The sequence below is a fragment of the Halapricum desulfuricans genome, assembly GCF_017094525.1.
GTDB classification, from domain to species: Archaea; Halobacteriota; Halobacteria; order Halobacteriales; family Haloarculaceae; genus Halapricum; species Halapricum desulfuricans.
The window spans coordinates 1681598-1703225 of the sequence record NZ_CP064788.1 but is presented as its reverse complement, the minus strand read 5'-3'; the positions used below and the strand labels follow the sequence as shown (position 1 = coordinate 1703225).

Here is a 21628-nt window from a genome sequence, read left to right as displayed (position 1 = left end):
GAGAGCGGACGACCGATCAGTGAGTGATGTCGTCGGATTCGTGTTGATGTTCGGGATCATCCTCACGTCGGTTGGACTCGTCGCGACGTTCGGGCTGTCGGAGCTCGAGTCGTTCAACGAGAACCAGCAACTGAACAACGCCGAACGGACCTTCGATCTGATCACTCGGTCATTCACCGAACTTGAGGAAAGTCAGGCAACAACTCGAACTGATGCAATCGATCTCAGCGGCGGGTCGCTCACGCTCTCGCCATCGTCCTCAGCTACTGTGAACGTCACAGCGGACTCCGGCAAGACGTATACCGAGTCGTTCCCGCTCAACGCGCTTGTCTACGAGAGCAACGATGTCCGGATCGGGTACGAGAGTGGCGCACTGTTTCGCGTTCAAGAGCGATCAGATGCTGGACTCATCACCAGCGGTCCCGGCTTCGTCTGTTCGGACGGGACAGCGATCCTTTCGTTCGTAACCCTCGAAGGCGATACTGAGCGGCAGATCGGCGGCGAGGGGACGCTCCGAGTCACCGGCCGACTGGCAGACCAGACGCTGCTCTATCCCGTCTCGTCTTCGGGAACCGGCAACGCTTCGACGGTCGATACGATCGAGGTGGAATTGACGTTCTCCGGTGAGAGTCGTGCCAGAGAGTGGGCTAATTACTTCGAGAACGCGGATGGTGACTGGACGGTCACGGGAGAGTCCGATACGTCGGTAACGGTTCAGTGTGGCGCGAGCACTGATCTCGATAGCGTGTATATTCGTCGGTCAATCATCTCGATTGCATATTCATAGACCGATCGCAATTGCAGACGTAGCGGGACTCGATCGATTTGAGATCGATCTGAGATCGTCTACGCGATTAGTTCGATATCTCGACGTTGTCGATGTCGATGTCAATTACGCCAGTCGGGCGTGCCTCCTCTTCGGAGAGACCGACGCTGTAGAGCAGCAACATCCGGTTGTCGGTGTGTTTCTCGTCCGGGAAGTCGTACAGTACCAGCACCTCGTTGCTATTGAGAGTCAGTTCTTTGGACGACTCGTCGTAGAGGCCGCCGTACTCATCAAGCGCTTCGGTGAGATTGGTTTGCCACTCGGCCGACTTCGTGTTGTTGAGCTCATCGTTGAAACCTGTGGAGTTGTCGTTCGTGAACACGGTAACGTTGTCACTGTCGATAACAGTCGGGTCGGTTGTGTTCATCTCTGCACACCGCGTGACGGGGATAGATGAACCGTTAATGACCTCCGTCTGTCCAGTCCCGACCCACTTGTCACAGCTGTACTTGGTGGCCGTGAATTTGACCATATCCCCGCCACTGACGGCGAAGGCGTGGCTAAATGTCGACGGTGCCGTGGGATCGTTGACGTTCAGCCACTCCTTACCATCCGCGGTCGCAGTTGCAATTCTGCTGATGTCACCAGTAATCTGTGGCGGATGTACAGTATCGTCAGTGGAGAGATTCGTGGTCACACCGTAGTGGCCGACCTGTTTGGTGCTCGAAACGCGCTCGGCGATCGAAGAGAAGACATCTTCAAGTTCCTCACTGTCTGTTGCGAAGTAGTACTCACCACCGCCCGCGTCGGCAGTGTTTCTCAGGAAGGTTTTGTTAACGCTATTTTCGTCATCGGCAAATCCGATAGTGTAGGTAGTCATCCCCGTCCGGTTCATTCGTCTGGCGAGCTCAATCGTCGCGCTGTTGCTCCTGTCGAAAGTATCGTCCCCGATATACCACTGATCACTTCCGGTGTTCTTCCCATCGGTGAGCATTACCACGACCCGGTTTCGGCTTTCGTCACTCCTGAGATTAAGAAGGCTCGACGCTTTTTTCATCCCACCTGCTGAGTACGTACCACCGACTGCCTCGGTTTCAGTGACAGTCGAACGATTGAATTCGACAAAGTCTGTCGTTAGCATCCGACGATTGGTTCGATATATCGCTCCTCGGTTTGACCCCTCATTTATTTCTCGGTACTCTTCATCGAGAAAGTAATATACTCCCCCGTCATCGACAATGTCACCAGTGTGGTACTGATTGTACCCTACGAGACCTACACGATCCATATTGCTGTCGAGATACGTTGTGAAGTCTCTCATTGCGTCCCGAACGGCTTCGTATTTGGCCTTCGAGTCGTCTGCAGCGCTCCAAGCCATCGACCCCGACTCGTCGACGACGAAAACAACGTCGAGCGGCGGCCGAGTCACGTTATCCGCCTGGGTCACCCTGCGGACAGTGCCGATCTCGGGCCGCTCAGAGATCGGTTCGCTGTAGACAGTGTACGTGTTGTTGACGCCCTTGTCGATCAGGATTCCATTGTCGGAGATCGTCACCTCATCCATGTAGTCCGAACCAGTCACGTTGACGACGTTGTTGATCTCGTCGTTCGTCCGCCGCGGGAGCGAACTCTGGTTCAGATAGACGGTGACCGTCTGCGTGGCGTCGTCGACACGCAGATAACTGTCACCCGGTGCCGGCGATGCGTTCGGCTCAAGTCCGGTCTCGGTCTCCAGATAGTCCGCCCATCCTCGATAGAAATCACTCTGAATGCGGAGCGTTACGTTGTCCGGGCGGACACACTCGCCCTGCAACACCGTATTGACGGCGCTCTTGCTGTCGCGTCGAGACGTGTTGACATCCGTGACTGCTTGATTGGCGCCTTCGCTGACGCGACCAGTGAGGTTCAACAGCGAGATGTCGACCGTCCCGTTCCTGTAGGACACGTCCGGGGCCGTATTGTAAATCGCACCGCCGTCGGGACTTTTGATCCACGTCCCTCCGGCTTCGTAGGCCACGATTTGCCCGTCATCGCGCTCGATGCGCACAGAATCAAGTGGCTCCTGCACGGAACACGTGCTGCGCGTGTTGACTGTCAGGTTGAGGTATCCCTCGTTTTCGACGAGATAGGCGTCGCCTTCGATATTCGATCCTATCTCGAAACTGGTTGTCGTCGCCGCACTGGAGGTCGACAGCGTGCTCAAACGCGAATCGATTTCCTGAATCCCGATTTCAGCTGACTCGTCGCTCTGGCCCTGTCTCGTCTCGTCGATCACGTTCGTCCCGAAGTAAACGACGAGTACTGACCCTGTCAGCACGAGTCCAACAATGATGACGGCACCGATAAGCTCCGAAACCGCGCGTTCGTCTCCCCACATTGACCCTCTTTTCCGCCTGCTCATAGTTTCGTATATCTAACTAACCATAAAAAGGTGTTTTGGTACTGGTAGTAGGCATTCACCTGAGGCAGATTTTGATTGGTTTATCGCACTACATAACATCAAACTATACAACGAGGTTTGGAAGCGAGATTCGCCTCACTCCTCGTACGCCAGGTTCATGATCCACTGCGTGAAGGCATCGCTCTGTGGATTGACTTCCTCGTCACCGATAAACGGTGACAGCATGTCTCCAGCCATCAGCAGCGAGAAGTCCAGATCTCTCGCCTTCGGCGTGAGATAATAGGTGTTGTGGCCGTTGTAGACGGTCTCTTCGCGGTCGATCAGGTCTTCCTCGTCGAGCGACTCGACGATCCGACTGCCCTTTCGAGAGCTGACATCCAGTTCCTTCCAGAAATCGCTCTGATGAATCCCTCCTGACTGGCGAATAAGTTCAAGACCGCGTCGCTCGTCCTCAGAGAGGTCGTCCTCGGCCGATGACGTGCTCATGTATGATCTTCGCGCCCCGATTCGCTTAAAGGTGGCTTTCGATCGGCTCGAGGCTACAGGTCGACCTCGACCCGCTGGTACTCCGTCTCACAAGGCGGGCCGTCCGCGAAGTGGTACTCAACGCTGTCAGTGCCGATCGTGAGCAGCGACGACGAGCGTGTGCCGAATCCATCGCCGTGGACGCAGACCCCGTAGTCGTGATCGCGGATCGCTTCCCGTGCCCGCCGTCGCCACACTTGACTCTCCTCGCCGGGTTCGGGCTGGAGATCCGTCCGCAGGCGATCGACGTTTGCGGCCTGTTCCCGGGCGTGCTCGCTACGGTATTCGGGGATCGTGTACCGTCCGTCAGCGCCCGTGTTGGCGACGGCGTGGACGCCGGGATCAAAGTTCCGGACCGCCACGTTGCCATCGTACTCGACGAACAGCGCGGCGGTCCGGTCCGCGACAACGAGATTCAGTGGCTCGTAGTCGCACGCGTCGAGTTCCCGTTCGACGTAGCGGACGGCGTCCTCGGCGCTTTCCCGACCGAGCGCGTCATGGACGAGCAATCCCCGGGAACGGTCGCCTCTCAGTTCGACGTCGGTCCAGCGGTTGGTGAGCGCGACGAACAGGCCCCGGTCGTTGACACCGATCCAGGTTCCGCCGGCCTCGGAATCCCGGGGCGCGAGAACTCTCGGCTCCGAGCCGAACGTCTCTGGCGGGCTGGAAGGGCGATCCAGCGACTCGTCCCGGTTGGCGGCCGCGACGATCGGCGCGTCGGGAAACGTCTGCCAGGCGAACACGAGCGTGCACATGGATCGCTGTAGGACTCCACGCTATGAAACGGTGGCCACACCTTCCGACGAACTCGCTTTCCGATGACTCACCGGCTGAGTGCTAACGTGACTTCATAAGGCTTATGCGCGAGTTGGCAGTTTGACCGGCTAATGAGTCCCCGGAGTGTCGTGTATCCATGAGTCAGGACGAAGGGATGTCAGAGGAGGTCGAAGAGGCAGTCGAGTGGTTTAGCACGTGGTATCATGTTCCGTCCGTTCTCGCACTGTTCGTGTTCGCGCTGTGGGTTCGGGCCCGGACGTGGGGGAACTTCATCGTCGACGGGGAAGTCATGTTCAGCGGGAACGACGCCTGGTATCACCTCCGGCAGGTCGAGTACACGGTTCGCAACTGGCCGGAGACGATGCCCTTCGAGGTGTGGACGAACTTCCCGACCGGCACGTCCGTCTCGCAGTTCGGGACGATTTTCGACCAAGTGATCGCGACAGTCGCGCTGATCGTCGGTCTCGGGAGCCCTGATCAAGCGACGATTCGAACGGTGCTCCTGTTCGCGCCGGCGGTCATCGGCGCATCGATCGTCGTCGTGTCGTATTTCCTCGGCAAGCGACTCGGCAAGAACCGGTTCAGCGGCGTCATCGCCGCACTGATCGTCGCCCTCTCGACCGGTGGCTTCCTCAGCCGAAGTCTCGTCGGCTTCTCCGACCATCAGGTCGCCGAGGCGTTCACCCAGGCGCTCGCGGCACTGGCGATCGTCGTCGCTCTCCAGGTCGCCGACAGCGAGAAGCCGGTCTGGGAACTGATCGTCGACCGTGACGTGGCCGGGCTTCGAGAGCCGGTCGGGTACGCGGCGCTGGCCGGCGTTGCGATGGCGCTGTACATGTGGGTGTGGCCGCCGGGTGTCGTACTGGTCGGGGCCTTCGGGCTATACGTCACGATCCAGGCGATCGTCGATCACCTCCGGGGAACGACCCCGGAGCCAATGTTGCTCGCCAGCGGCGTCATATTCGCCGTGACTGGCGCGCTCATGTTGCTCCCCATCAATTCGTTCCAGATCGGTGCCGTCACGTTCTCACTTCTGCACCCGGGGCTCGCGATCGCAGGCGTCGTCTGGAGCGGGTTCCTCGCAGGGCTGAGTCGCGTCTTGAACAAGCGGTCTGAGCCTGTCTGGACGTATCCGCTCGGCGCCATCGGGGCCCTCGGCGCTGTGCTCCTCGCCGTGTTCGTCATTTCGCCGGGCACAATCAGTTACATGAGCAATCAGCTTATCCGTGTGTTCGGGGGGATCATCGGTCAGCAGCCGAGCGGGGGGGCGGCCACTATCGGCGAAGTCACGCCGCTGCGCGACCCCGGAACGACTCTCTACAACTGGTACGGGTTCGCGCACGTCATCGCTGCTCTCGGTGTGATTCTCGCGGTTGCACGACAAGTGATCGCCTCGAACAGGCGGTCGGAACTGCTGTTCGTCTCGCTGTGGCTTGCCGTCATCTTCTCCATGGCGTACACCCAGGTCCGCTTCGGGTACTACCTCGCCGTTCCGGTGGCGGTGATGGCCGCATACGCCATCAGCATCGGATTTAGCTACCTCACGACGATCACGGACAGCGCTTCGATCGGTGTCAGCCCCTACCAGGTCATGGCGGTGTTCACGGTCCTGTTGCTCGTGACGGCACCGATGGTCATGGCGACGGACAACCGAGGGTACGGGCAAGACCCCATCACGCAGTCGAATCCGACATTCAACTCCGGGCCGGGTGGCGTCCAGCAATGGGACGGCGGCCTCGAGTGGATGAGCGAGAACACCCCGGCCGTCGGTGACTTCGAAGACGCCGGCAACGATCTCGAGTACTGGGGAGAGTACGCTAAGACCGACGATTACGACTACGAGGAAGGGTCCTACGGCGTCCTCTCGTGGTGGGACTACGGCCACTGGATCACAAGCGAGGCCGAGCGGATTCCGGTCGCCAATCCGTTCCAGCAGTCGGCGTCCGATGCGGCCCGGTTCCTGCTCGCACAGAACGGAAGTCGGGCCGACGAGGAACGACAGGACACGATGAGCGACGGGGAGAACCGCGACACGCGTTACGTCATGATCGACTGGAAGATGGCGACTGCGTCGGACCCGATGTTCGGCACGAAGTTCTTCGCCCCGCCGTCATTCGTCGACGGCGTTTCGACGGACGACTATTACCAGCAGGTCGCCACGCTCAGACAGAACCAGGACGGCGATATCGTCCCGGCACGCCCGTACCTCACCGTTCACAAGCAGGACTACTACGAGACGATGGTCAACCGGCTCTACCGATACCACGGGAGCGGTGCCTGGCCGGATTACGTGCCGGGGAATGCCGTCGGACAGCTCCCGCCCTACGCCCAGTATCAGGGCAGTCAGAGTCCCGTCCCGATCGTCCAGACGGACAGCAGGGAGGGAATCCCCTCTGTGCCGGCACCGGGCGAAGGCAACACGACGCGCTTCGAGCCGAGCCTCGAAGCCGCACAGGAATATGTCGAAGACAACCCCAACGCGCAGATCGGCGGCCTCGGGAAGTTCCCCAGTGAGCACGTGCCCGCGCTGGAACACTACCGGCTCGTCCACGCGACCGAGGACAGTCAGAACCCGATCGCAGCGATGCAGCCGTCGCTCGGACGCGCGTTCACCGGCGTCCAGCAGCCACAGGCATACGCCGAGCGCTACTCCTCGTGGACGAAGACCTTCGAGCGCGTTCCGGGAGCGACAGTCGAGGGAGAAATCGACGGCGCGTCGAACCAGACCGTCTACGCGAGCGTGAACATGGAGATCCCGACGACGAACCAGACCTTCGAGTACGTCCAGAGCGCCGAGGCCGGGCCGGACGGGACGTTCACGATGACGCTCCCGTACTCGACGACCGGGTACGACGAGTGGGGCCCGGAGAACGGATACACGAACGTCAGCGTCCGTGCCGAGTCGTCGTACACGTTCTCGACCGGGATTCAGTACAACGGGTCCGACTGGATCCGGTACAACACCACCGAGGACGTCACGGAAGCACAAGTGATCGGTGAGGACTCCAAGCCGGTCGAAGTCACGCTGGATAAGACGACGCTTCCGACGACCAACGAGACAGACGGCACGAACGGCAACGAAACCGACGAGTCGAACGGTAACGGTACTGACGGGTCCGACGGCACAAACGGCAACGAAACGGATACCACGAACGGAAACGAGACGGACGGATCGAACAACACAACCGACAACGAGACCGCGTCGGGCCTCCTCGCCCCCGAGATCGGTCTCGAACAGGTGGCGACCGCCGGAGTCGCGGGGTAAGCGTGATTGACGACAGCCAGCGCCACGCCGTCGGGGACACGCCCCTGTACAGCTGGCTGTCGGTCTATCTGAAGGGGATCGCAATGGGGATGGCCGATTCGATCCCGGGCGTCTCCGGCGGGACGATCGCGTTCATCACGGGCATCTACGAGCGACTCATCACGGCGATCACGAACCTCGATCCGAACGCGCTCGCCCTGCTGGGTGGTCTCGGCAGTTCGTCCGGGAGGCGGCGGCTGTACGAGCGACTTGTCGAGATGGACGTCCCGTTTCTGGTCGTGCTCGGGACCGGGATCGTCACGGCCGTCGTGGCGATGTCCAGAGTCGTCTACGGGGCCTTACAGCAGGCCCCCGGCGCGACGTTCGCGTTCTTCTTCGGGTTGATCGCTGCCTCGGCGATCGTCCTCTATGACCAGCTGTCGCTGTCGACGCCCGGCCGAATTGTCGCTGCAGTCGCGGGGTTCGCGCTTGCGTTTCTCGTCTCCGGCGTGACGGCCGGGGCCGACGGGATCCACACGCTGCCGATCGTGTTCGTCTCCGGAGCGATCGCGATCGTCGCGATGATTCTCCCCGGCGTCTCCGGAGCGTTCTTTCTGGTCTTGCTCGGCCAGTACGAGTATCTCACCGGGACGCTGACCGCGTTCGTCGACGGCGCGATCGCGGTGCTGCTGGGCGACCGGTCGATCGCGTCGCTGCTCGATCCGGCGACGACAGTGGTGACGTTCGTCGGCGGCGCTGTCATCGGCGTCGTCACCGTCGCTCACGCGATCCGGTGGGCGCTCAACCACTACCGGGCGGCGACGCTGTCGTTTCTTGTCAGCCTCATGGTCGGCGCGCTTCGGCTTCCGGTCATCGAGATGCGAGCGAACGTCGAGACGTTTTCGCTCGCGTCCGTCTCGCCGCTCGCGCTTGCCGTCCTCGCCGGTGGTGGGGCAGTGCTCGTGCTTGATCACTACACCGACGACCTGTCGTACTAGCCCAGGAACGACGCGCCGGTCGCACGCCGTCAGGATGCGATCCGGTCCCGGTAGACGGCCCACGCGACGAGGACGGCCGTTGCGACGAACACCGGCACGAGCGCGGCCGTCATCGAGAACTGATGCCCGAGATTGTACGCGAGCACGAGCCCGTGAACGTAGCTCACGACGCCGCCGACGAAGTAGATCGCCGCGGAGCCGACGCGTGGATCCGCCGTCGGATCGGCGCGGATCGCGGCGCGTGCAATCGCGATCGCACCGAGGCCGATCGCCGGAGCGAGCACTACCCCGACCGGTCTGGAAACGGACGAATCGGGATCGCCGCCCGGGCCGAAGTGGATCGCCATCTCGGCGGGCAGCGCGTCCCAGAAAGCGACACCGGCGAGGGCCGCGAGGACCAGCATCGCGCTTGCGATCAGATCGCTTCGCTGGAGGACCATAGGTGCCGACACGCGACCGGTAATCAAAAGCTCTTGGTCATATCACTCGAACATAATGAACGGTGATCGCCCCTCTCACCACCGATGGTGGACGTGTTCGTAGACTCGCTTCTCGTAGACGTCACGGACCGCGCCGTGGGTTTCGTGGCTGAGCGGTTCCAGGTCGGCCGCGGCGATGTTCTCCCGGACGTGCTCGGCTGTGGTTGAGCCCGGGATGACGGTCGTCACGGCGTCGTGATCGAGGATCCACCGGAGCGTGAACTGCGCCATCGACGCCCCCTCGGGGACGAGCCGACGCATATCATCGACTGCCGCAAGTCCGACCTCGAAGGGGACGCCGGCGAAGGTCTCCCCGCCCTTTCGGCCGACGCCGGCTTCGACGCCGTCCTCGGCGGCGATCCGGCGATGGTCGTCTTCGTCGAGGTCCGAGATGTCGTCGAACGCGTCCGCGAGCAGCCCCGACGCGAGCGGGACGCGGACGATGATCCCCACGTTCTCGTTCGCCGCGCGCTCGAAGAAGCGTTCGCTGGGGCGCTGGCGAAGCGGGTTGAAGATGATCTGGACCGACTCGACGACGTCGTACTCGATCGCCTTGCTCGCCTCTTCGATCTTCTCGACGCTGACGCCGGCGTGGTTGAGCACGCCCTCCGATTTGAGATCCTCGAGCACCTCGAACGTCTCGGGCTCGTAGAAGGCGGCCGTTTCCGGGCAGTGTAGCTGGATCAAATCCAGCGTCTCGATGTCCAGTCGGTCCCGCGAACCTTCGACGGACTCGCGGAGGCCGGCCTCGGAGTGGCGTTCGTCCTCGTCGGGTGCGGCCTTGGTCGCGACGCGGATCGCGTCGGCGTCGTCGCGTGCGTCGAGCACGTCGCCGATGAGTCGCTCGGCGCGACCGTCGCCGTAGACCTCGGCCGTGTCGACGAAGTTCGCGCCCGCGTCCAGCGCGGCGTGGATCGACTCTTTGACCTCGCGGTCGGTCACGTCGCCCCAGACCGGACCGACGTTCCACGTTCCGAGCCCGATCTCCGTCAGGTCCATTCCTGTCGAACCGAGTGTGCGCTTGCGCATGGACGTACGTAGAACAGTCCGAAGAAAAAGGTGCCGGCTGGTCCCGTTCGAAACGAAGGGCGCTGGCGGGACACGTCCGAAGCGAGCGAGAGGCTGGTCCCGAAACGTTACAGCCAGCAGTCAGAACCGTTCGATCACGACGGCGCGTCAGGGGCCCGCACGGCAATTCCCCGGGCGGATCAACACATATAATTGTACTCACTTACTACAGGGTGAGAGACCACCATGGCCGCAGACACGCAGCGCGAAGACGAAGTCGATCGCGAGTGGTGGAAAGAGGCCGTCGTCTACCAGATCTATCCGCGGAGCTTCAACGATAGCAACGGGGACGGGATCGGTGACATCCCCGGTGTCATCGAAAAAGTGCCGTATCTCGACGAGTTGGGCGTCGACGTGGTCTGGCTCTGCCCGGTCTATGACTCCCCGAACGCGGACAACGGCTACGACATCCGTGACTATCAGGCCATCATGGACGAGATGGGGACGATGGACGACTGGGAGCGACTGCTGGAAACCGTCCACGATCACGACATGCGACTGATCATGGACATGGTGCTCAACCACACCTCAGACGAGCACGAGTGGTTCCTCCAGTCGAAAGACCCCGACAGCGAGTACGCCGACTACTATTACTGGCGCGACGGTCGCGAGGGCGGCGAACTCCCGAACAACTGGACGTCGATTTTCGGCGGCGACGCCTGGAAGTACGACGAGAAGCGCGAGCAGTACTACCTGCACGTCTTCGACGAGAAGCAGCCGGACCTGAACTGGCGCAACGAGGACGTCCGGGCGGACCTCTTCGAGATGCTCCACTGGTGGCTCGGGAAGGGCATCGACGGGTTCCGCCTCGACGTAGTCAACCTCATCTCCAAACGCGAGGGGCTCCCGGACGGCGAGGACAACCCCGGCTGGGTCGGCTGGGAACACATCGTCAACGGGCCGCGCGTCCACGAGTACATCTCCGAGATGCACGACGAGGTGTTCGCCGACTACGACATGATGACCGTCGCGGAGATGCCCGGCTGTGGCGTTGAGGAAGCCAAGCAGTACTGCGGGGAAGACGGCGACGGCCTGAACATGATCGTCCACTTCGAACACGCCGACATCCCCTACCGACCCGGCGGGAAGTGGGACCTTCAGGACATCGACGTCGAACTCGACGAACTCGACGACCTGAACGATCCGGATACGCAGTTCAACGACTGGGACCTGCACGAACTCCGGGACGTGCTGACGCGCTGGCAGATCGGCCTCGACGGCGAGGGCTGGAACGCCAACTACCTCGGCAATCACGACCACCCCCGGACCGTCTCGCGGTTCGGCGACAGCGGCTTCTTCCGGGTCGCCTCGGCGAAACTCCTGGCGACGCTACAGTTCACGCTGCAGGGGACGCCGTTCATCTATCAGGGCGAAGAGATCGGCATGACCAACGTCGAGTGGCAGAGCTTCGACGAACTGCGGGACGTCGAGGCGATCCAGCAGGCCGAAGAACTGATGGAACGCCACGACGTCGGCTTCGAGGACATCAAACACGTCGTCAAACACCGGAGCCGGGACAATTCCCGGACGCCGGTCCAGTGGTCCGACGAGGAAAACGCCGGGTTCACCGACGGCGAACCCTGGATCAAGGTCAATGCCAACCACGATCGGATCAACGTCGAAGACGCCCGCGCGAACGAGGACTCGATCTGGCACTACTACCGCGAATTGATCGATCTGCGCGAGGACAACGACACGATCGTCTACGGCGACTTCCACCCCCTGTACGAGGACCACCCTCACATCTTCGCGTATCTCCGGACGCTCGGCGACAGCGGCGTGCTCGTCGTCCTCAACGTCTTTGCCTACGAAGAAGCGTTCACGCTCCCGCCGAATCTCGACGCCGAGGACCCGAAACTGCTGATCAGCAACTACGACGACGCCGGCGACGACCCCACCGAATTCGAACTGCGCCCCTACGAGGCGCGGGTCTACCGGATCAGCTGATGACATCCTCCGCGCCGTAAACAGAGAGGGACTACGTCCCTCAAGCAGTCGGGCGAAGCCCGACGACGGCGCGGTTTCCTCTCCGACGTGGGAGTCTCGGCTATGCCGATTCCCCGGAGGCAATATTCCCGTCAACGTGGACGGTACTCGGGTCTGTGCGCTGTTCTTTGGGATTTGAAGAAGCGTCTGTGGTTGAACGCCATTGATGATTGTCCCACTCGAACCGCACGGGCCGTGCCATCGGCCTGACTGCCTGTTCTGTCTGCCGCTTCAGGAACGTTTCTGAAGCTGTGAGGTCGGCGTGCCCCTCGAACCCACACGGACAGGTGAGTGTATCCTGATGCCGTGTCGTTCGGTCTGTGCCGCCACACTGCGGGCACTCTTGGCTGGTCCACGCTTCCGACCGGACTTCGACCGAGATGCCGTATTCTTCAGCGGTACACGCTAGTCGCTCGGTGAATTGCTTGAACGCCCAGAAGTTGTGGGTCTTTGCGTTCACCCTGACCGACCAGTGCGTTTCGAGTACGTCGGTCAACCCACCGATATACACCGTGTCCACGCCCTCGGCGTACAGCCGTTCCAGCAGGTCACGACACAGTGCTTCTTGGGCGTGGTCGCGGCGACGAGTGCGTTTCCGGTACAACCGCCGGATACGCTTGCTACTGTACCTGCCTTCTTCGAGTTTCGACTGCAACCGGGCGATTTCTCGTGTCGTCTCACGGAAGCGGTCGAACAACTCCCGGCCTTCGTACAGGTATTGCTCGCCGGTCGTGGTGGTACAGGCAACGAGATTGTTCGCACCAATATCCAGAGCGGCTGTTTCGGAAGCCAGTGGAGTCGCCCGTGCATCGTCAGAAACAGTCACGGGCTGCGAAGCTCGGAAGGTGCTGTCTGTCTCGTCGTACCACAGTTCTAGTCGGCCTTGGTCTTCGTAGTCGGGCCAGTTCGGGTCGCCACCAATTTCGAGCCGGAGACGACTTTTCGGGCTGTTGTGCCTGTCACGGAGTTGTTTGCCGACGACCATCTCCAGTCGAGAGCGGTCGCCCCATTCGACAGTGTATGCGTCCTTACGGACGACGCCTTTGAGAACACGTCCGTCGTCCTCGTTACCACGGAAGCCCGGCGGTTCGGGGTGTTCCGTGACCGACGTGTTCGACTCGTCGTGATACGCTTTCTTGTTCTTGAAGAACCCGCGCCACGCTTCGGTGTTTGCTCGTCGGACAGTTTGAGCGGTGGACGCGCCGAGAACGGCTTTGTATTTCCCTTCGAGAGCGCCAGTGTCGGCGTCCCAAACGTCGCCCTCGAAGCCGTCTTCGTCGTTGTAGCGCATGAGGCGCTGGTAGTTAATCTCGTTCCAGAGAGCGGCAGACGCATCCAACAGGTCGCGTAGGACCTGCTCACCGTCGTCGGTGAGCGGTCGCACGGCGAACGTGTTGGTGCGCTTCATCCAAAGTATAATTAGTCCCAATATCTAATAAGTCCACCGATGAGGCCAAACATCGACATTGACTGGGCAATCCACGGACGAATCAAAGACTACGCAGAAGCGAACGACCTGAACCTCTCGGAAGCCTATGCAAAAGTGTTAGAAGCTGGTCTGGAAGCGTTGGAGACTCAAGACCAGCAGTGACGTGGTGGTTTCTTACCGGAGCGTACGCGATTCACGCCCGCCCTGTTCGCTCCTCGGTTCCGACTAAGCGTCGGAACGCTCGTCACTCACGGGAAGGGCGGGATTCTCTCGCTGAATCAAGATAGTGACCGTTTCGGTGACTGGACGGATTTCACGGCGCAATGGCTCCGACATGACTGGAGAGCAGTTGCTCCGACATCGAAGAAAGCGTGAAAATCCCGTTAGCACGGTTTGGACCCGGACAGGAGCCGTTTTCCACGGTCCGTTCGGCTGTGCCGACACACGTGCCGGCTGTAGCCGAGCTTCCATCGGCCTTGTCCTCGCGGACTTTATCTGGGCTTTCACCAGCGTTTGCCAGCGTGTCGGGTTCCCGAATGCCACTTACGTGGCGTCCGGTAGTTGGCCTTCGCGCTGATCCGGCCGGCCGGATCAGTTGTGGACTGCTTCGGTTCTCCTTCAGGGCGCGACCTCGGATCCCTGTTACGGGACGCTTGGTTGTGCCCCAAACGCATCCCTTTGTCCCTGTCGGGAGTTCCGAGATGCGTCGTCCGGTGTGTCCCCGTTTTCTAACGGGATGTGAATGTACTGTGTCTATGATAATAAATCATTCTGAACGAATTCGGTACTCTCTCGCAAACTGAGAGGTCTAGTCGGAGGTCACTGCGGGAGACGGATCACTCGGGGCCGCCGGCCGGCTCTTCGTCGGAGTCCCACTCCCGTTCGACGGGCGTCTCGCTGGCGTCGATCGCCCCGAGCAGCCACTCGGTCGCCGCGTCGAGCGACTGGTCGTCGCTCCCGGTCAGTTTGAGGCGGTTGTGTCGCGCTTCCCGGTCGGGATAGCACCCGACGCGGACGCCGAAGCGCTCGCGGACGGCACGCAGTTCGGAGACGATGTTGGCCTCCGGTTCGACCGTATAGAGGAACCGCGAGTTGAGGTCGCCCGCGAAGTCCTCGGCGACCGTCTCGAACATGGCTTTCATCTCGCCGGGGATCCCCGGCAGCACGTAGACGTTCGCCAGCCGACAGCCGGGCGCGAGCCCCGCCGGATTGACGAGCGGTTCGGCCCCGTCCGGGATCGACGCCTCCGCATCGACGTCGATCTCCAGCTGCGGGACGGACTCGCCGATCTCCGAGAGGCGCTGTTCGATCCGGGCGCGCGCCTGTTCGCTGACGACGAGTCCGCGGTCGAACGCGTCGGCGACGGCCTCGACTGTCACGTCGTCGGGCGTGCCGCCGATCCCGCCGGTGACGATCACGGCATCGAAGGCATCGCTGTACTGATCGACGACATCAGCGATCGTCGCTCGATCGTCCGGTAGCGCGAGGATCCGCCGGACGTCGGCCCCGCGGTCGGTCACCTCGTTCGCGAGCCACGTGCCGTTGGCGTTGTCGGTGTCCCCGGAGAGGAGTTCGTCGCCCACGGTCAGCACTGCGACGTTCATTACCTTGCGTGAGGGCTCGATCGGCCTCAGAGTTTCGTCCCGGCGCAACGCTCTTACTCGACGGCCGCCTATCAGCCGATCCGATGGCGAGCGCCTACGACGCGTGGCTGTTCGACCTCGATGGGACGCTGGTCGATGTCGATCCCGCCCATCCACGACGGGTCTTCGACGAGATCGGCGACCGCCTCGGCAGAGCGTTCTCCGATGCCGAAGTGACGACGCTCTGGCACGGGTTCGGCGGCTCGCGAAACGCGCAACTGCGTCAGTGGGGGATTGACCCCGAACCGTTCTGGGAACTCTTTCACGAGATCGAAGACCCCGTCCGTCGCGCCGAAGCGACCTACCTCTACGACGACGCCGAGCGACTGCTCGCCGATCTCGAGGGGCCGGTCGGCGTCGTCACTCACAGCCAGCCGCCGCTGACTGAGGCCGTGCTCGAGCGCCTCGACATCGCAGACCGGTTCGACACCGTCGTCTGCTGCGGCGACGACGTCGGCTGGAAACCCGACCCGAACCCGGTCTACCGGGCGCTCGACGATCTCGGCGTCTCCGGCGACGGGGAAACGATCCTCGTCGGCGACAGCCCATCTGACGTCGGTGCGGCCTGGAACGCCGGCCTCGACGCCGCCCACGTCGAGCGGTTCGACCCCGTCGAGCGCGGACACTGCGTCCTCGCGGACCACCGCATCGAACGACTCGATGGCCTCTTCTCAACAGTGTAGACAAGTCGCTGGCCCTGTTCGTCGGTCACCAGCCCGACGGGCACGTCGACCTCGCGGAGGCCGGTCGCCTTCAGCAGCCCCAGATCCGAGGGCCGTAGCCGGTGGCCCGGCTCGAACAACCGCTGTTCCGCTTCGACATCCTCGCCGACGGGCGTCGCAAGGACGCGCCGCTCGGCCGCCGACAGCCCGAGTTGCTCCGTCCGATCCAGCGGCGTCGCCGCCTCACGGAGCGTCTCGACGGCCGCCGAGAGTCGCGTCACGTCGTCGAAACCGCGCCGTTCATCCATACGACGCTCTTCGGCGGGTCGAACTGAAACCTCGCGACGGAGGCGTCCGTCAGCTGTTGCCGGCCCGGGCGACCATCCGATCAACGTCCTCCGCAGTCGGATCCGGGACGTCCAGACGGTCCCGGAGAGCGACACACAGTTCGTCGATCAGCACGGCGAGCCAGCGGTAGACCGGCGCGTTCGCGGCCGCCGTGTCCGTCGCGCGCCTGAGTGCCGGCACCCACTCGAAGTGCGTGCGAACGAACGATCGATAGGCCTCACGCTCGTCGGCTTCGAGCAGCAGGCTCCCGTACTCCAGCAGCAGTGCGATGTGATCCGGCGAGTACGCGTCGGGGACGGACACATCGAGCGCACGGTAGCGCTGGCGCATCTCGGCGGCCGACGGTCCGTTCATCAGCCCGCCCTCGTCCCTGTCGTACCAGGGTCGATACGGGGACTCTACCGGTGGGGCGTAGGGCTGTTGCCCGCCCTCGAAGAGATCGATGTACGCCGTCGTGAGTCCGTCGCTCCGCTCGACCGGCGGCACGACCGAAATCGCGAGACCGACATCGAGCTCAGACACGAGTGACCGCAGTTCCGCTTCGAACTCGCCAGTCTCGAGAGCCGCTCTGAACTGCTCGTCGGGGTGACGAAGCCCGGTCGCCAGAAGGACGTGCAGGTCCCGCCAGGCCGCCGACTGCTCGAAGACGGACACAGACGGGGAGCCGGGATCGTCGCTGGGGGAAGACATCGACGCCACGTCACGGCACCCCCAGCGGCTGTTTGACCGCGCCGAAGAGGAGCGTGTACCGGAGCAGGAACCCGCCGGCGAGCACGAGGACGTACTTCAGAGCGAATCCGCCGGTGAACGCGGCTCCCCACCGGTGTTCGATGTCGGTGAACCGGACCAGCCCGGTCATCGTCATCGAGAGCCCAAACGGGACGACGAGTCCGAGCGCGAGGACGCCGACGGCGAAGTGCGGGAAGTACGCCCCGTTCACCAGGAGGTCGTAGCTCTGCTCGCCCGCCGGACTGCCTGACGAGAGGGCGACCAGCAGTCCGACCAGCGTCACCGTCTCGACGGCGATGAGAGCGTCGTCGGCCAGACAGAACAGGTGGTTCGTCCGGCTGAGGCCGCCGCCGCTGGCGACGGTCCCGAGCAGCGCCGCGGAGATGCCCGTCGAGGGACCGCTCATGAGGAAGACGATCGGCAGGTACTGTCGGTCCCACAGCGGGACCACCGAGACGTCGGTCAACAGCAGCGCGGTGTAGACGATGACGCCGACAGCGGCGACGCTCCCGACGGCGTGAACGACGCGTCGAGCGCGTTCGGTCGGTCGGAGGCGGTCCGCGAGCCAGTCGAGCGCGGCGACGATGCTCCATCCCTCGGGAAGCGGGAGCACGTCGTCGATCCAGGCGACGATCCAGCGCGGGACGTAGCTCAGGCCCTCGGAGCCGGCGTGTTCCTCGCCGAACAGCAACCAGAAGGCCTCGATCGTGACGAACAGTGCGAACAGCACGATAAACCACGTCCCGATGACCAGCCACGAGCCGAAGTTGGTGAACAGCACCGGGAACGTGAGCGCGCGCAGCGGCGCGCCGAGGTGCGACAGCAGCGCCACGCCGCCGACGGCGATGGCGAGGACTCCGACGATAGCACCCCATCGTGAGGTCTCCTCGCAGGCGAAAATCTCGTCGGGGCCCCGGGCACGCGGCCGGAACACCTCCGAGGAGACGACGGAGGTGAGGTACGCGCCGCCGCTCAGCCCACCCAGAAACAGGTAGGTGGCGATGAAGATTTCCCAGTGGCCTCGCGCGATCCACAGGAGATCGGATCCGGTTGCGATATCGCTCATGAGTCCTCAGTCGCCTGTCGGACGCCTTGCATCCCTGTCACACTGTTCTCGCCGGTCGAATCGATGATCACGTTCGTCCGGTTCTGTTCGAAGCGCTCGGCGGCCTCCTGCGAGGCCCTGTCGAGCAGCTCCCCGACCGGGCCAGCGTCGAGCGCGTCGCCGACACATTCGTCGACACAGGCCGGTTCGAGCGCCTCGCCGTTGGCCTGCTGTTCGTTCTTCGAAGGCGCGTCGGCTCCGCTGCCCGGCCCCTTGTCCAGACAGAGGTTACACTTCTGCATCAGGCCGTCGTCGCCGTACTGTGGCGCGCCGTACGGACAGGCCCAGCCGCAGTAGCCACAGCCGATACACTTGTCCTGGTCGATCGTGACGATCCCGTCGCTCTCGCGTTTCTCGATCGCACCGGTCGGACAGACCTCCTCGCAGGGGGCGTCCTCGCAGTGCATACACGACAGGGAGATGTTCGTCTCCTCGTAGTCGGGGAACGCACCCTCCGAGACCGTCTCGACGCGCCGCCAGTCGACGTGGCCGGCGTCGGTGTCGTGGCGGTTCTTGCAGGCGATCGAACAGGCGTTACAGCCCATACAGCTGTCGGGGTCGAAATAAAAACCCCACTGTTCGCCCATCAGTCGTCACCTCCGGGGGAAACCTCGACCGCGATGTGCCTGTCTATCTCGCCCGATACCGGATCGATCTGTTCTGGACTGTTGAGTAGCATGTTGTTCGCACCGTCGCCGTCTGGCTGGATCGACCCCCGACCGAAGCCGTACGGTTCGACGCTGACCGCACCCGGATGGATCCCCTCCGTCACGGCCGCCATCAGTTCGGCCTCGCCGTGTTCGGAGGCGATCGTCACCATGTCGCCGTGCTCGATGTCGCGCTCGCCCGCTTGGTCCGGATGGATCACCAGGTAGTTGCCGCGGTAGTCCTCGTGTTCGAGGCCGTACGACTCGGCGAGTTGCTCGAGGGGGAGCGACAGCGCCTGATCGCCGCCATGTGAGAACTCCACAGTCCGGGTGTCGAGCATCTCCAGGGGATACTCCTCGGTCAGCTCGTCGCCGATCGTTCCGGGTTCGACCCACTGCGGGCCGGTCGTGATCTCGGCACCGACTTGCTCGCTGAGTTTGCCGTACATCCCCTCGAGCTTCTTGTCGAGGTCGAACCAGAACTCCTCGGCCCCTTGCGCGAAGCCGCCGCCTTTCCACTTCTCGTAGGGGTTGCGGTGCTGCTCGTCGTCGAACACGTAGTAGGTATCGTGCTCCTGTTCCAGTTCCTCGAGCGTGAGATCGACCGCCTCGAGCTGGTCGTTGATGAATTCCGTCTTGTCCTCCCAGGGGAAATACTCCTCGTAGCCCATCTCACGGCCGAGTTCGCTGACGATCTCGAAGCCGGGCTTGCTGTTCCACTGGGGCTCGATCGCGGCCTTCGATCCGGTGATCCACGGATGTTCGTTGTACGCGCCGTACCCGCCGGATTCGAACATGGGCTTTTCGAGCTGTGAGGCTTCGGGCAGGACCACGTCGGCCTTGCGGGCGGTCTCGCTCCAGAAGGCGTCGATCCCGACGACCAGGTCCATCTTCTCGAGGGCGCCCTCCCGCTCGTCGGTGCCGAGCCACTCTTGGGCGGCCCCGTCGGTGACCGGATTCCGGTAGTAGTAGACCATCCCCCGAACGTCGCCGTTGTCCACCATCTCGGGAACGCGGTTCTGGACCGGCTTACCGGTCATCGAGGCGTAGCCCGATTCTTTGTCCGTGAGATAGCACGGGTTGTCCGCGGCGTTGTTCGGGAGTTCTTCCTCACAGCCGACCTCGAAGGGGTCCGACAGGGGCGGGCTGGTGTGCCAGCGCTGCCCGCCGGGTCGGTCGATGTTGCCGACCAGCGCCGTCAGCGCGACCACGTTCTGTGCGCCCTTCTGGTGGTCGGCGCTCTGACCGAGTCCGGTCCAGGAAGTGATTCCTGCCGCGGGAGCGGCCTCGGCGAATCCGATAGCGATCTCGCGGATCGTCTCTGCGCCCAGTCCGTCGTGTTCGGCCAGACCGGTCTTCTCTGCGGCCCACTCGGGGGTCTTGTCGGCGACAGCCTCCTTGTAGGTCTCGAAGCCGTGCGTGTACTCTTCAACAAACTCCTCGTCGTACAGCCCCTCCTCGATGATGACGTTGGCCATCGCCAGCGCCAGCGCGCCGTCGGTCCGGGGTTCGATCGGGAGCCACACGTCAGATTTCTTTGCGGTCTCGGTGTAGACCGGATCGATCGTGACGATCTTCGCGCCGCGCTCGCGAGCTTTGAGGAGTTGTTTGGCCTCCCACTGGCCGGCGAAACTCTCCAGGGGGTCTCGACCCCACACCAAGATGTACTCGGTGTTGGGGTAGTCGATCCAGCGGATGTTTCCGCCGCCGAGACCCATCAGCGTGCCCGTCACCGCCATCGAGCCGAAACAGGTCGGCGTCGGGTGCGGAACGTGGTTGGGGCAGCCATAGAGATTCCGGAACAGCGTGCTGAAGACCCCGGAGGTCCCCCAGCCGTGGAACTCGATCAGCGATTCGGGCCCGTACTCGTCGGCGAAATCCTCCAGGCGGTCGGCCGTATAGGAGATCGCCTCGTCCCAGTCGACCTTCTGTAGTTCGCCGTCCTTGCGGACGTGGGGCTGCTTGATCCGCTCGGGCGAGTAGGCCTTCTCCAGTTGGGAGAGGCCTTTCGGACAGAGGGTCCCTTTCGTTCCCTCGCCGGCGCTGCCGCGCGGATGGCCGTCGATGCCGTGGAGCTCCGTCGCTTCGCCCGCCTCGTTGAGCGTCACCTCCATGCCGCAGGCCTTGTGACACTGCCAGCAGTTGCCGTACGCCGTCTCCGTACCGCGCGTCAGCGACGACGAAGACGAAGTTGAAAGGATCGACCCACAGCCGGCGGTGCTGGCGACGGCTCCCGCGGCCGCGGTTTTCAACAGTGAGCGTCGTGTCAGTCCGCCCTCCGAATCGCGTTCGCTCACGACTCGTCCCTCCCCCTGGCGACCGGTCGGTTGTCCTCGCCGAACTCCTCGATCAGCGCGTCGTGGTACTTCTCGTAGAACTCGTCTTCGCTCATCTCGCCCTCCGCGTACCGTTGGGCGTCTCTGCCCAACTGCTCGCCGAGCTCTTGATCGAACTCGTCGGCAGCCAGATCGGTGTCCGGTATCGCGTCGGGAGGCGACTCGTGGTCCGCGTCCGTCGTGTGTTCGGTCACGGTAATCCCTCTACCCTATCGTAGCTGCCGCTGTCCGGTATCGCTTCATTCGAACCAGATGAGGGTTTTAAGTACCCGGCGGATGCGGAGTTACCCGGTATATCGCTCCCGATTCACACGACGGTCCGCCGATCGTGCGGAGTGGCTATCGGGCCCTATCCTGCCTGCTTAAATATGATGGATCGAGGGGCGGGTACATCGGTACGACGATCCGTATCACGACGCCCGTCGGGTACCACAGCGCGGACGCCCGCGGCTTCATACGGTCGGTTGTACGTCTGTTCCGGATCG

Annotated in this window: 19 protein-coding genes; 7 read left to right on the top strand and 12 right to left on the bottom strand. The window is 62.7% G+C overall.

Annotated elements, in window-relative coordinates:
* Positions 1-19 precede the first annotated feature (19 nt).
* Complete coding sequence (locus HSR122_RS08780) at positions 20-787, top strand: DUF7289 family protein (RefSeq protein ID WP_229109298.1); 768 nt, start codon at positions 20-22, stop codon at positions 785-787.
* Positions 788-854: 67 nt separating this feature from the next.
* Here HSR122_RS08780 and HSR122_RS08775 read toward each other — a convergent pair whose 3' ends face one another.
* From HSR122_RS08775 to HSR122_RS08765, 3 genes are all read right to left on the bottom strand, one after another.
* Entirely contained in the window at positions 855-3167 is a 2313-nt protein-coding gene (locus HSR122_RS08775; protein ID WP_229109296.1) for a vWA domain-containing protein, read from the bottom strand.
* Positions 3168-3302: 135 nt separating this feature from the next.
* A complete protein-coding gene (locus HSR122_RS08770; protein ID WP_229109294.1) occupies positions 3303-3653 on the bottom strand; it encodes a helix-turn-helix transcriptional regulator in 351 nt (116 codons plus the stop codon).
* Between the two features lie 53 nt (positions 3654-3706).
* Complete coding sequence (locus HSR122_RS08765; RefSeq protein WP_229109290.1) at positions 3707-4447, bottom strand: NRDE family protein; 741 nt, start codon at positions 4445-4447, stop codon at positions 3707-3709.
* 158 nt (positions 4448-4605) lie between these two features.
* Between HSR122_RS08765 and HSR122_RS08760 the strand changes: the two genes are divergently transcribed.
* Together HSR122_RS08760 and HSR122_RS08755 are read left to right on the top strand one after the other, a co-directional pair.
* Positions 4606-7734, top strand: a complete 3129-nt coding sequence (locus HSR122_RS08760) for an oligosaccharyl transferase, archaeosortase A system-associated (protein ID WP_229109288.1) — start codon at positions 4606-4608, stop codon at positions 7732-7734.
* A gap of 2 nt (positions 7735-7736) precedes the next feature.
* A complete protein-coding gene (locus HSR122_RS08755; RefSeq protein ID WP_229109284.1) occupies positions 7737-8711 on the top strand; it encodes a DUF368 domain-containing protein in 975 nt (324 codons plus the stop codon).
* Between the two features lie 29 nt (positions 8712-8740).
* On the opposite strand, the gene HSR122_RS08750 is transcribed toward HSR122_RS08755, so the two are convergent.
* Positions 8741-9151 (bottom strand): DUF1648 domain-containing protein, encoded by a 411-nt coding sequence (locus HSR122_RS08750; RefSeq protein WP_229109281.1) that lies wholly within the window; start codon positions 9149-9151, stop codon positions 8741-8743.
* Between the two features lie 75 nt (positions 9152-9226).
* Positions 9227-10219 carry an aldo/keto reductase gene (locus HSR122_RS08745; protein WP_229109279.1) on the bottom strand — a complete coding sequence of 331 codons (993 nt, stop codon included), beginning with the start codon at positions 10217-10219 and terminating at the stop codon, positions 9227-9229.
* 225 nt (positions 10220-10444) lie between these two features.
* Between HSR122_RS08745 and HSR122_RS08740 the strand changes: the two genes are divergently transcribed.
* Positions 10445-12205 (top strand): glycoside hydrolase family 13 protein, encoded by a 1761-nt coding sequence (locus HSR122_RS08740; RefSeq protein WP_229109277.1) that lies wholly within the window; start codon positions 10445-10447, stop codon positions 12203-12205.
* A gap of 100 nt (positions 12206-12305) precedes the next feature.
* On the opposite strand, the gene HSR122_RS08735 is transcribed toward HSR122_RS08740, so the two are convergent.
* Positions 12306-13652 (bottom strand): RNA-guided endonuclease InsQ/TnpB family protein, encoded by a 1347-nt coding sequence (locus HSR122_RS08735; protein ID WP_229109276.1) that lies wholly within the window; start codon positions 13650-13652, stop codon positions 12306-12308.
* A gap of 39 nt (positions 13653-13691) precedes the next feature.
* Here HSR122_RS08735 and HSR122_RS08730 point away from each other — a divergent pair, with 39 nt between their 5' ends.
* Entirely contained in the window at positions 13692-13835 is a 144-nt protein-coding gene (locus tag HSR122_RS08730) for a hypothetical protein (protein WP_229109272.1), read from the top strand.
* A 674-nt stretch (positions 13836-14509) separates the two neighbouring features.
* Here HSR122_RS08730 and HSR122_RS08725 read toward each other — a convergent pair.
* Positions 14510-15277: a competence/damage-inducible protein A gene (locus HSR122_RS08725; RefSeq protein ID WP_229109268.1), complete on the bottom strand. Its 768-nt coding sequence runs from the start codon at positions 15275-15277 to the stop codon at positions 14510-14512.
* An 83-nt stretch (positions 15278-15360) separates the two neighbouring features.
* Between HSR122_RS08725 and HSR122_RS08720 the strand changes: the two genes are divergently transcribed.
* Complete coding sequence (locus tag HSR122_RS08720; protein WP_229109260.1) at positions 15361-15999, top strand: HAD family hydrolase; 639 nt, start codon at positions 15361-15363, stop codon at positions 15997-15999.
* Positions 16000-16100: 101 nt separating this feature from the next.
* Entirely contained in the window at positions 16101-16313 is a 213-nt protein-coding gene (locus HSR122_RS08715) for a hypothetical protein (RefSeq protein WP_229112231.1), read from the top strand.
* 22 nt (positions 16314-16335) lie between these two features.
* On the opposite strand, the gene HSR122_RS08710 is transcribed toward HSR122_RS08715, so the two are convergent.
* Genes HSR122_RS08710 through HSR122_RS08690 form a run of 5 tightly spaced genes read right to left on the bottom strand, consistent with a single transcriptional unit; the run spans position 16336 to position 21337 of the window.
* Positions 16336-17016 carry a TorD/DmsD family molecular chaperone gene (locus HSR122_RS08710; protein ID WP_229109256.1) on the bottom strand — a complete coding sequence of 227 codons (681 nt, stop codon included), beginning with the start codon at positions 17014-17016 and terminating at the stop codon, positions 16336-16338.
* Positions 17017-17026: 10 nt separating this feature from the next.
* The gene (nrfD, locus tag HSR122_RS08705; RefSeq protein ID WP_229109254.1) at positions 17027-18121 is read right to left on the bottom strand and encodes an NrfD/PsrC family molybdoenzyme membrane anchor subunit; all 1095 of its coding nucleotides are present in this window, start codon (positions 18119-18121) and stop codon (positions 17027-17029) included.
* Entirely contained in the window at positions 18118-18747 is a 630-nt protein-coding gene (locus HSR122_RS08700; RefSeq protein WP_229109252.1) for a 4Fe-4S dicluster domain-containing protein, read from the bottom strand. Before HSR122_RS08700 ends, nrfD begins: the two co-directional genes overlap by 4 nt.
* A complete protein-coding gene (locus HSR122_RS08695; protein ID WP_229109250.1) occupies positions 18747-21104 on the bottom strand; it encodes a molybdopterin-containing oxidoreductase family protein in 2358 nt (785 codons plus the stop codon). Before HSR122_RS08695 ends, HSR122_RS08700 begins: the two co-directional genes overlap by 1 nt.
* Positions 21101-21337 (bottom strand): 4Fe-4S ferredoxin N-terminal domain-containing protein, encoded by a 237-nt coding sequence (locus HSR122_RS08690; RefSeq protein ID WP_229109249.1) that lies wholly within the window; start codon positions 21335-21337, stop codon positions 21101-21103. Before HSR122_RS08690 ends, HSR122_RS08695 begins: the two co-directional genes overlap by 4 nt.
* Positions 21338-21628 lie beyond the last annotated feature (291 nt).

Coding starts and splice junctions, on each gene's coding strand:
- HSR122_RS08775 (WP_229109296.1), bottom strand. CDS start 3,167: ATGAGCAGGCGGAAAAGAGGGTCAATGTGGGGAGACGAACGCGCGGTT.
- HSR122_RS08770 (WP_229109294.1), bottom strand. CDS start 3,653: ATGAGCACGTCATCGGCCGAGGACGACCTCTCTGAGGACGAGCGACGC.
- HSR122_RS08765 (WP_229109290.1), bottom strand. CDS start 4,447: ATGTGCACGCTCGTGTTCGCCTGGCAGACGTTTCCCGACGCGCCGATC.
- HSR122_RS08760 (WP_229109288.1), top strand. CDS start 4,606: ATGAGTCAGGACGAAGGGATGTCAGAGGAGGTCGAAGAGGCAGTCGAG.
- HSR122_RS08750 (WP_229109281.1), bottom strand. CDS start 9,151: ATGGTCCTCCAGCGAAGCGATCTGATCGCAAGCGCGATGCTGGTCCTC.
- HSR122_RS08745 (WP_229109279.1), bottom strand. CDS start 10,219: ATGCGCAAGCGCACACTCGGTTCGACAGGAATGGACCTGACGGAGATC.
- HSR122_RS08740 (WP_229109277.1), top strand. CDS start 10,445: ATGGCCGCAGACACGCAGCGCGAAGACGAAGTCGATCGCGAGTGGTGG.
- HSR122_RS08735 (WP_229109276.1), bottom strand. CDS start 13,652: ATGAAGCGCACCAACACGTTCGCCGTGCGACCGCTCACCGACGACGGT.
- HSR122_RS08730 (WP_229109272.1), top strand. CDS start 13,692: ATGAGGCCAAACATCGACATTGACTGGGCAATCCACGGACGAATCAAA.
- HSR122_RS08725 (WP_229109268.1), bottom strand. CDS start 15,277: ATGAACGTCGCAGTGCTGACCGTGGGCGACGAACTCCTCTCCGGGGAC.
- HSR122_RS08720 (WP_229109260.1), top strand. CDS start 15,361: ATGGCGAGCGCCTACGACGCGTGGCTGTTCGACCTCGATGGGACGCTG.
- HSR122_RS08710 (WP_229109256.1), bottom strand. CDS start 17,016: ATGTCTTCCCCCAGCGACGATCCCGGCTCCCCGTCTGTGTCCGTCTTC.
- nrfD (WP_229109254.1), bottom strand. CDS start 18,121: ATGAGCGATATCGCAACCGGATCCGATCTCCTGTGGATCGCGCGAGGC.
- HSR122_RS08700 (WP_229109252.1), bottom strand. CDS start 18,747: ATGGGCGAACAGTGGGGTTTTTATTTCGACCCCGACAGCTGTATGGGC.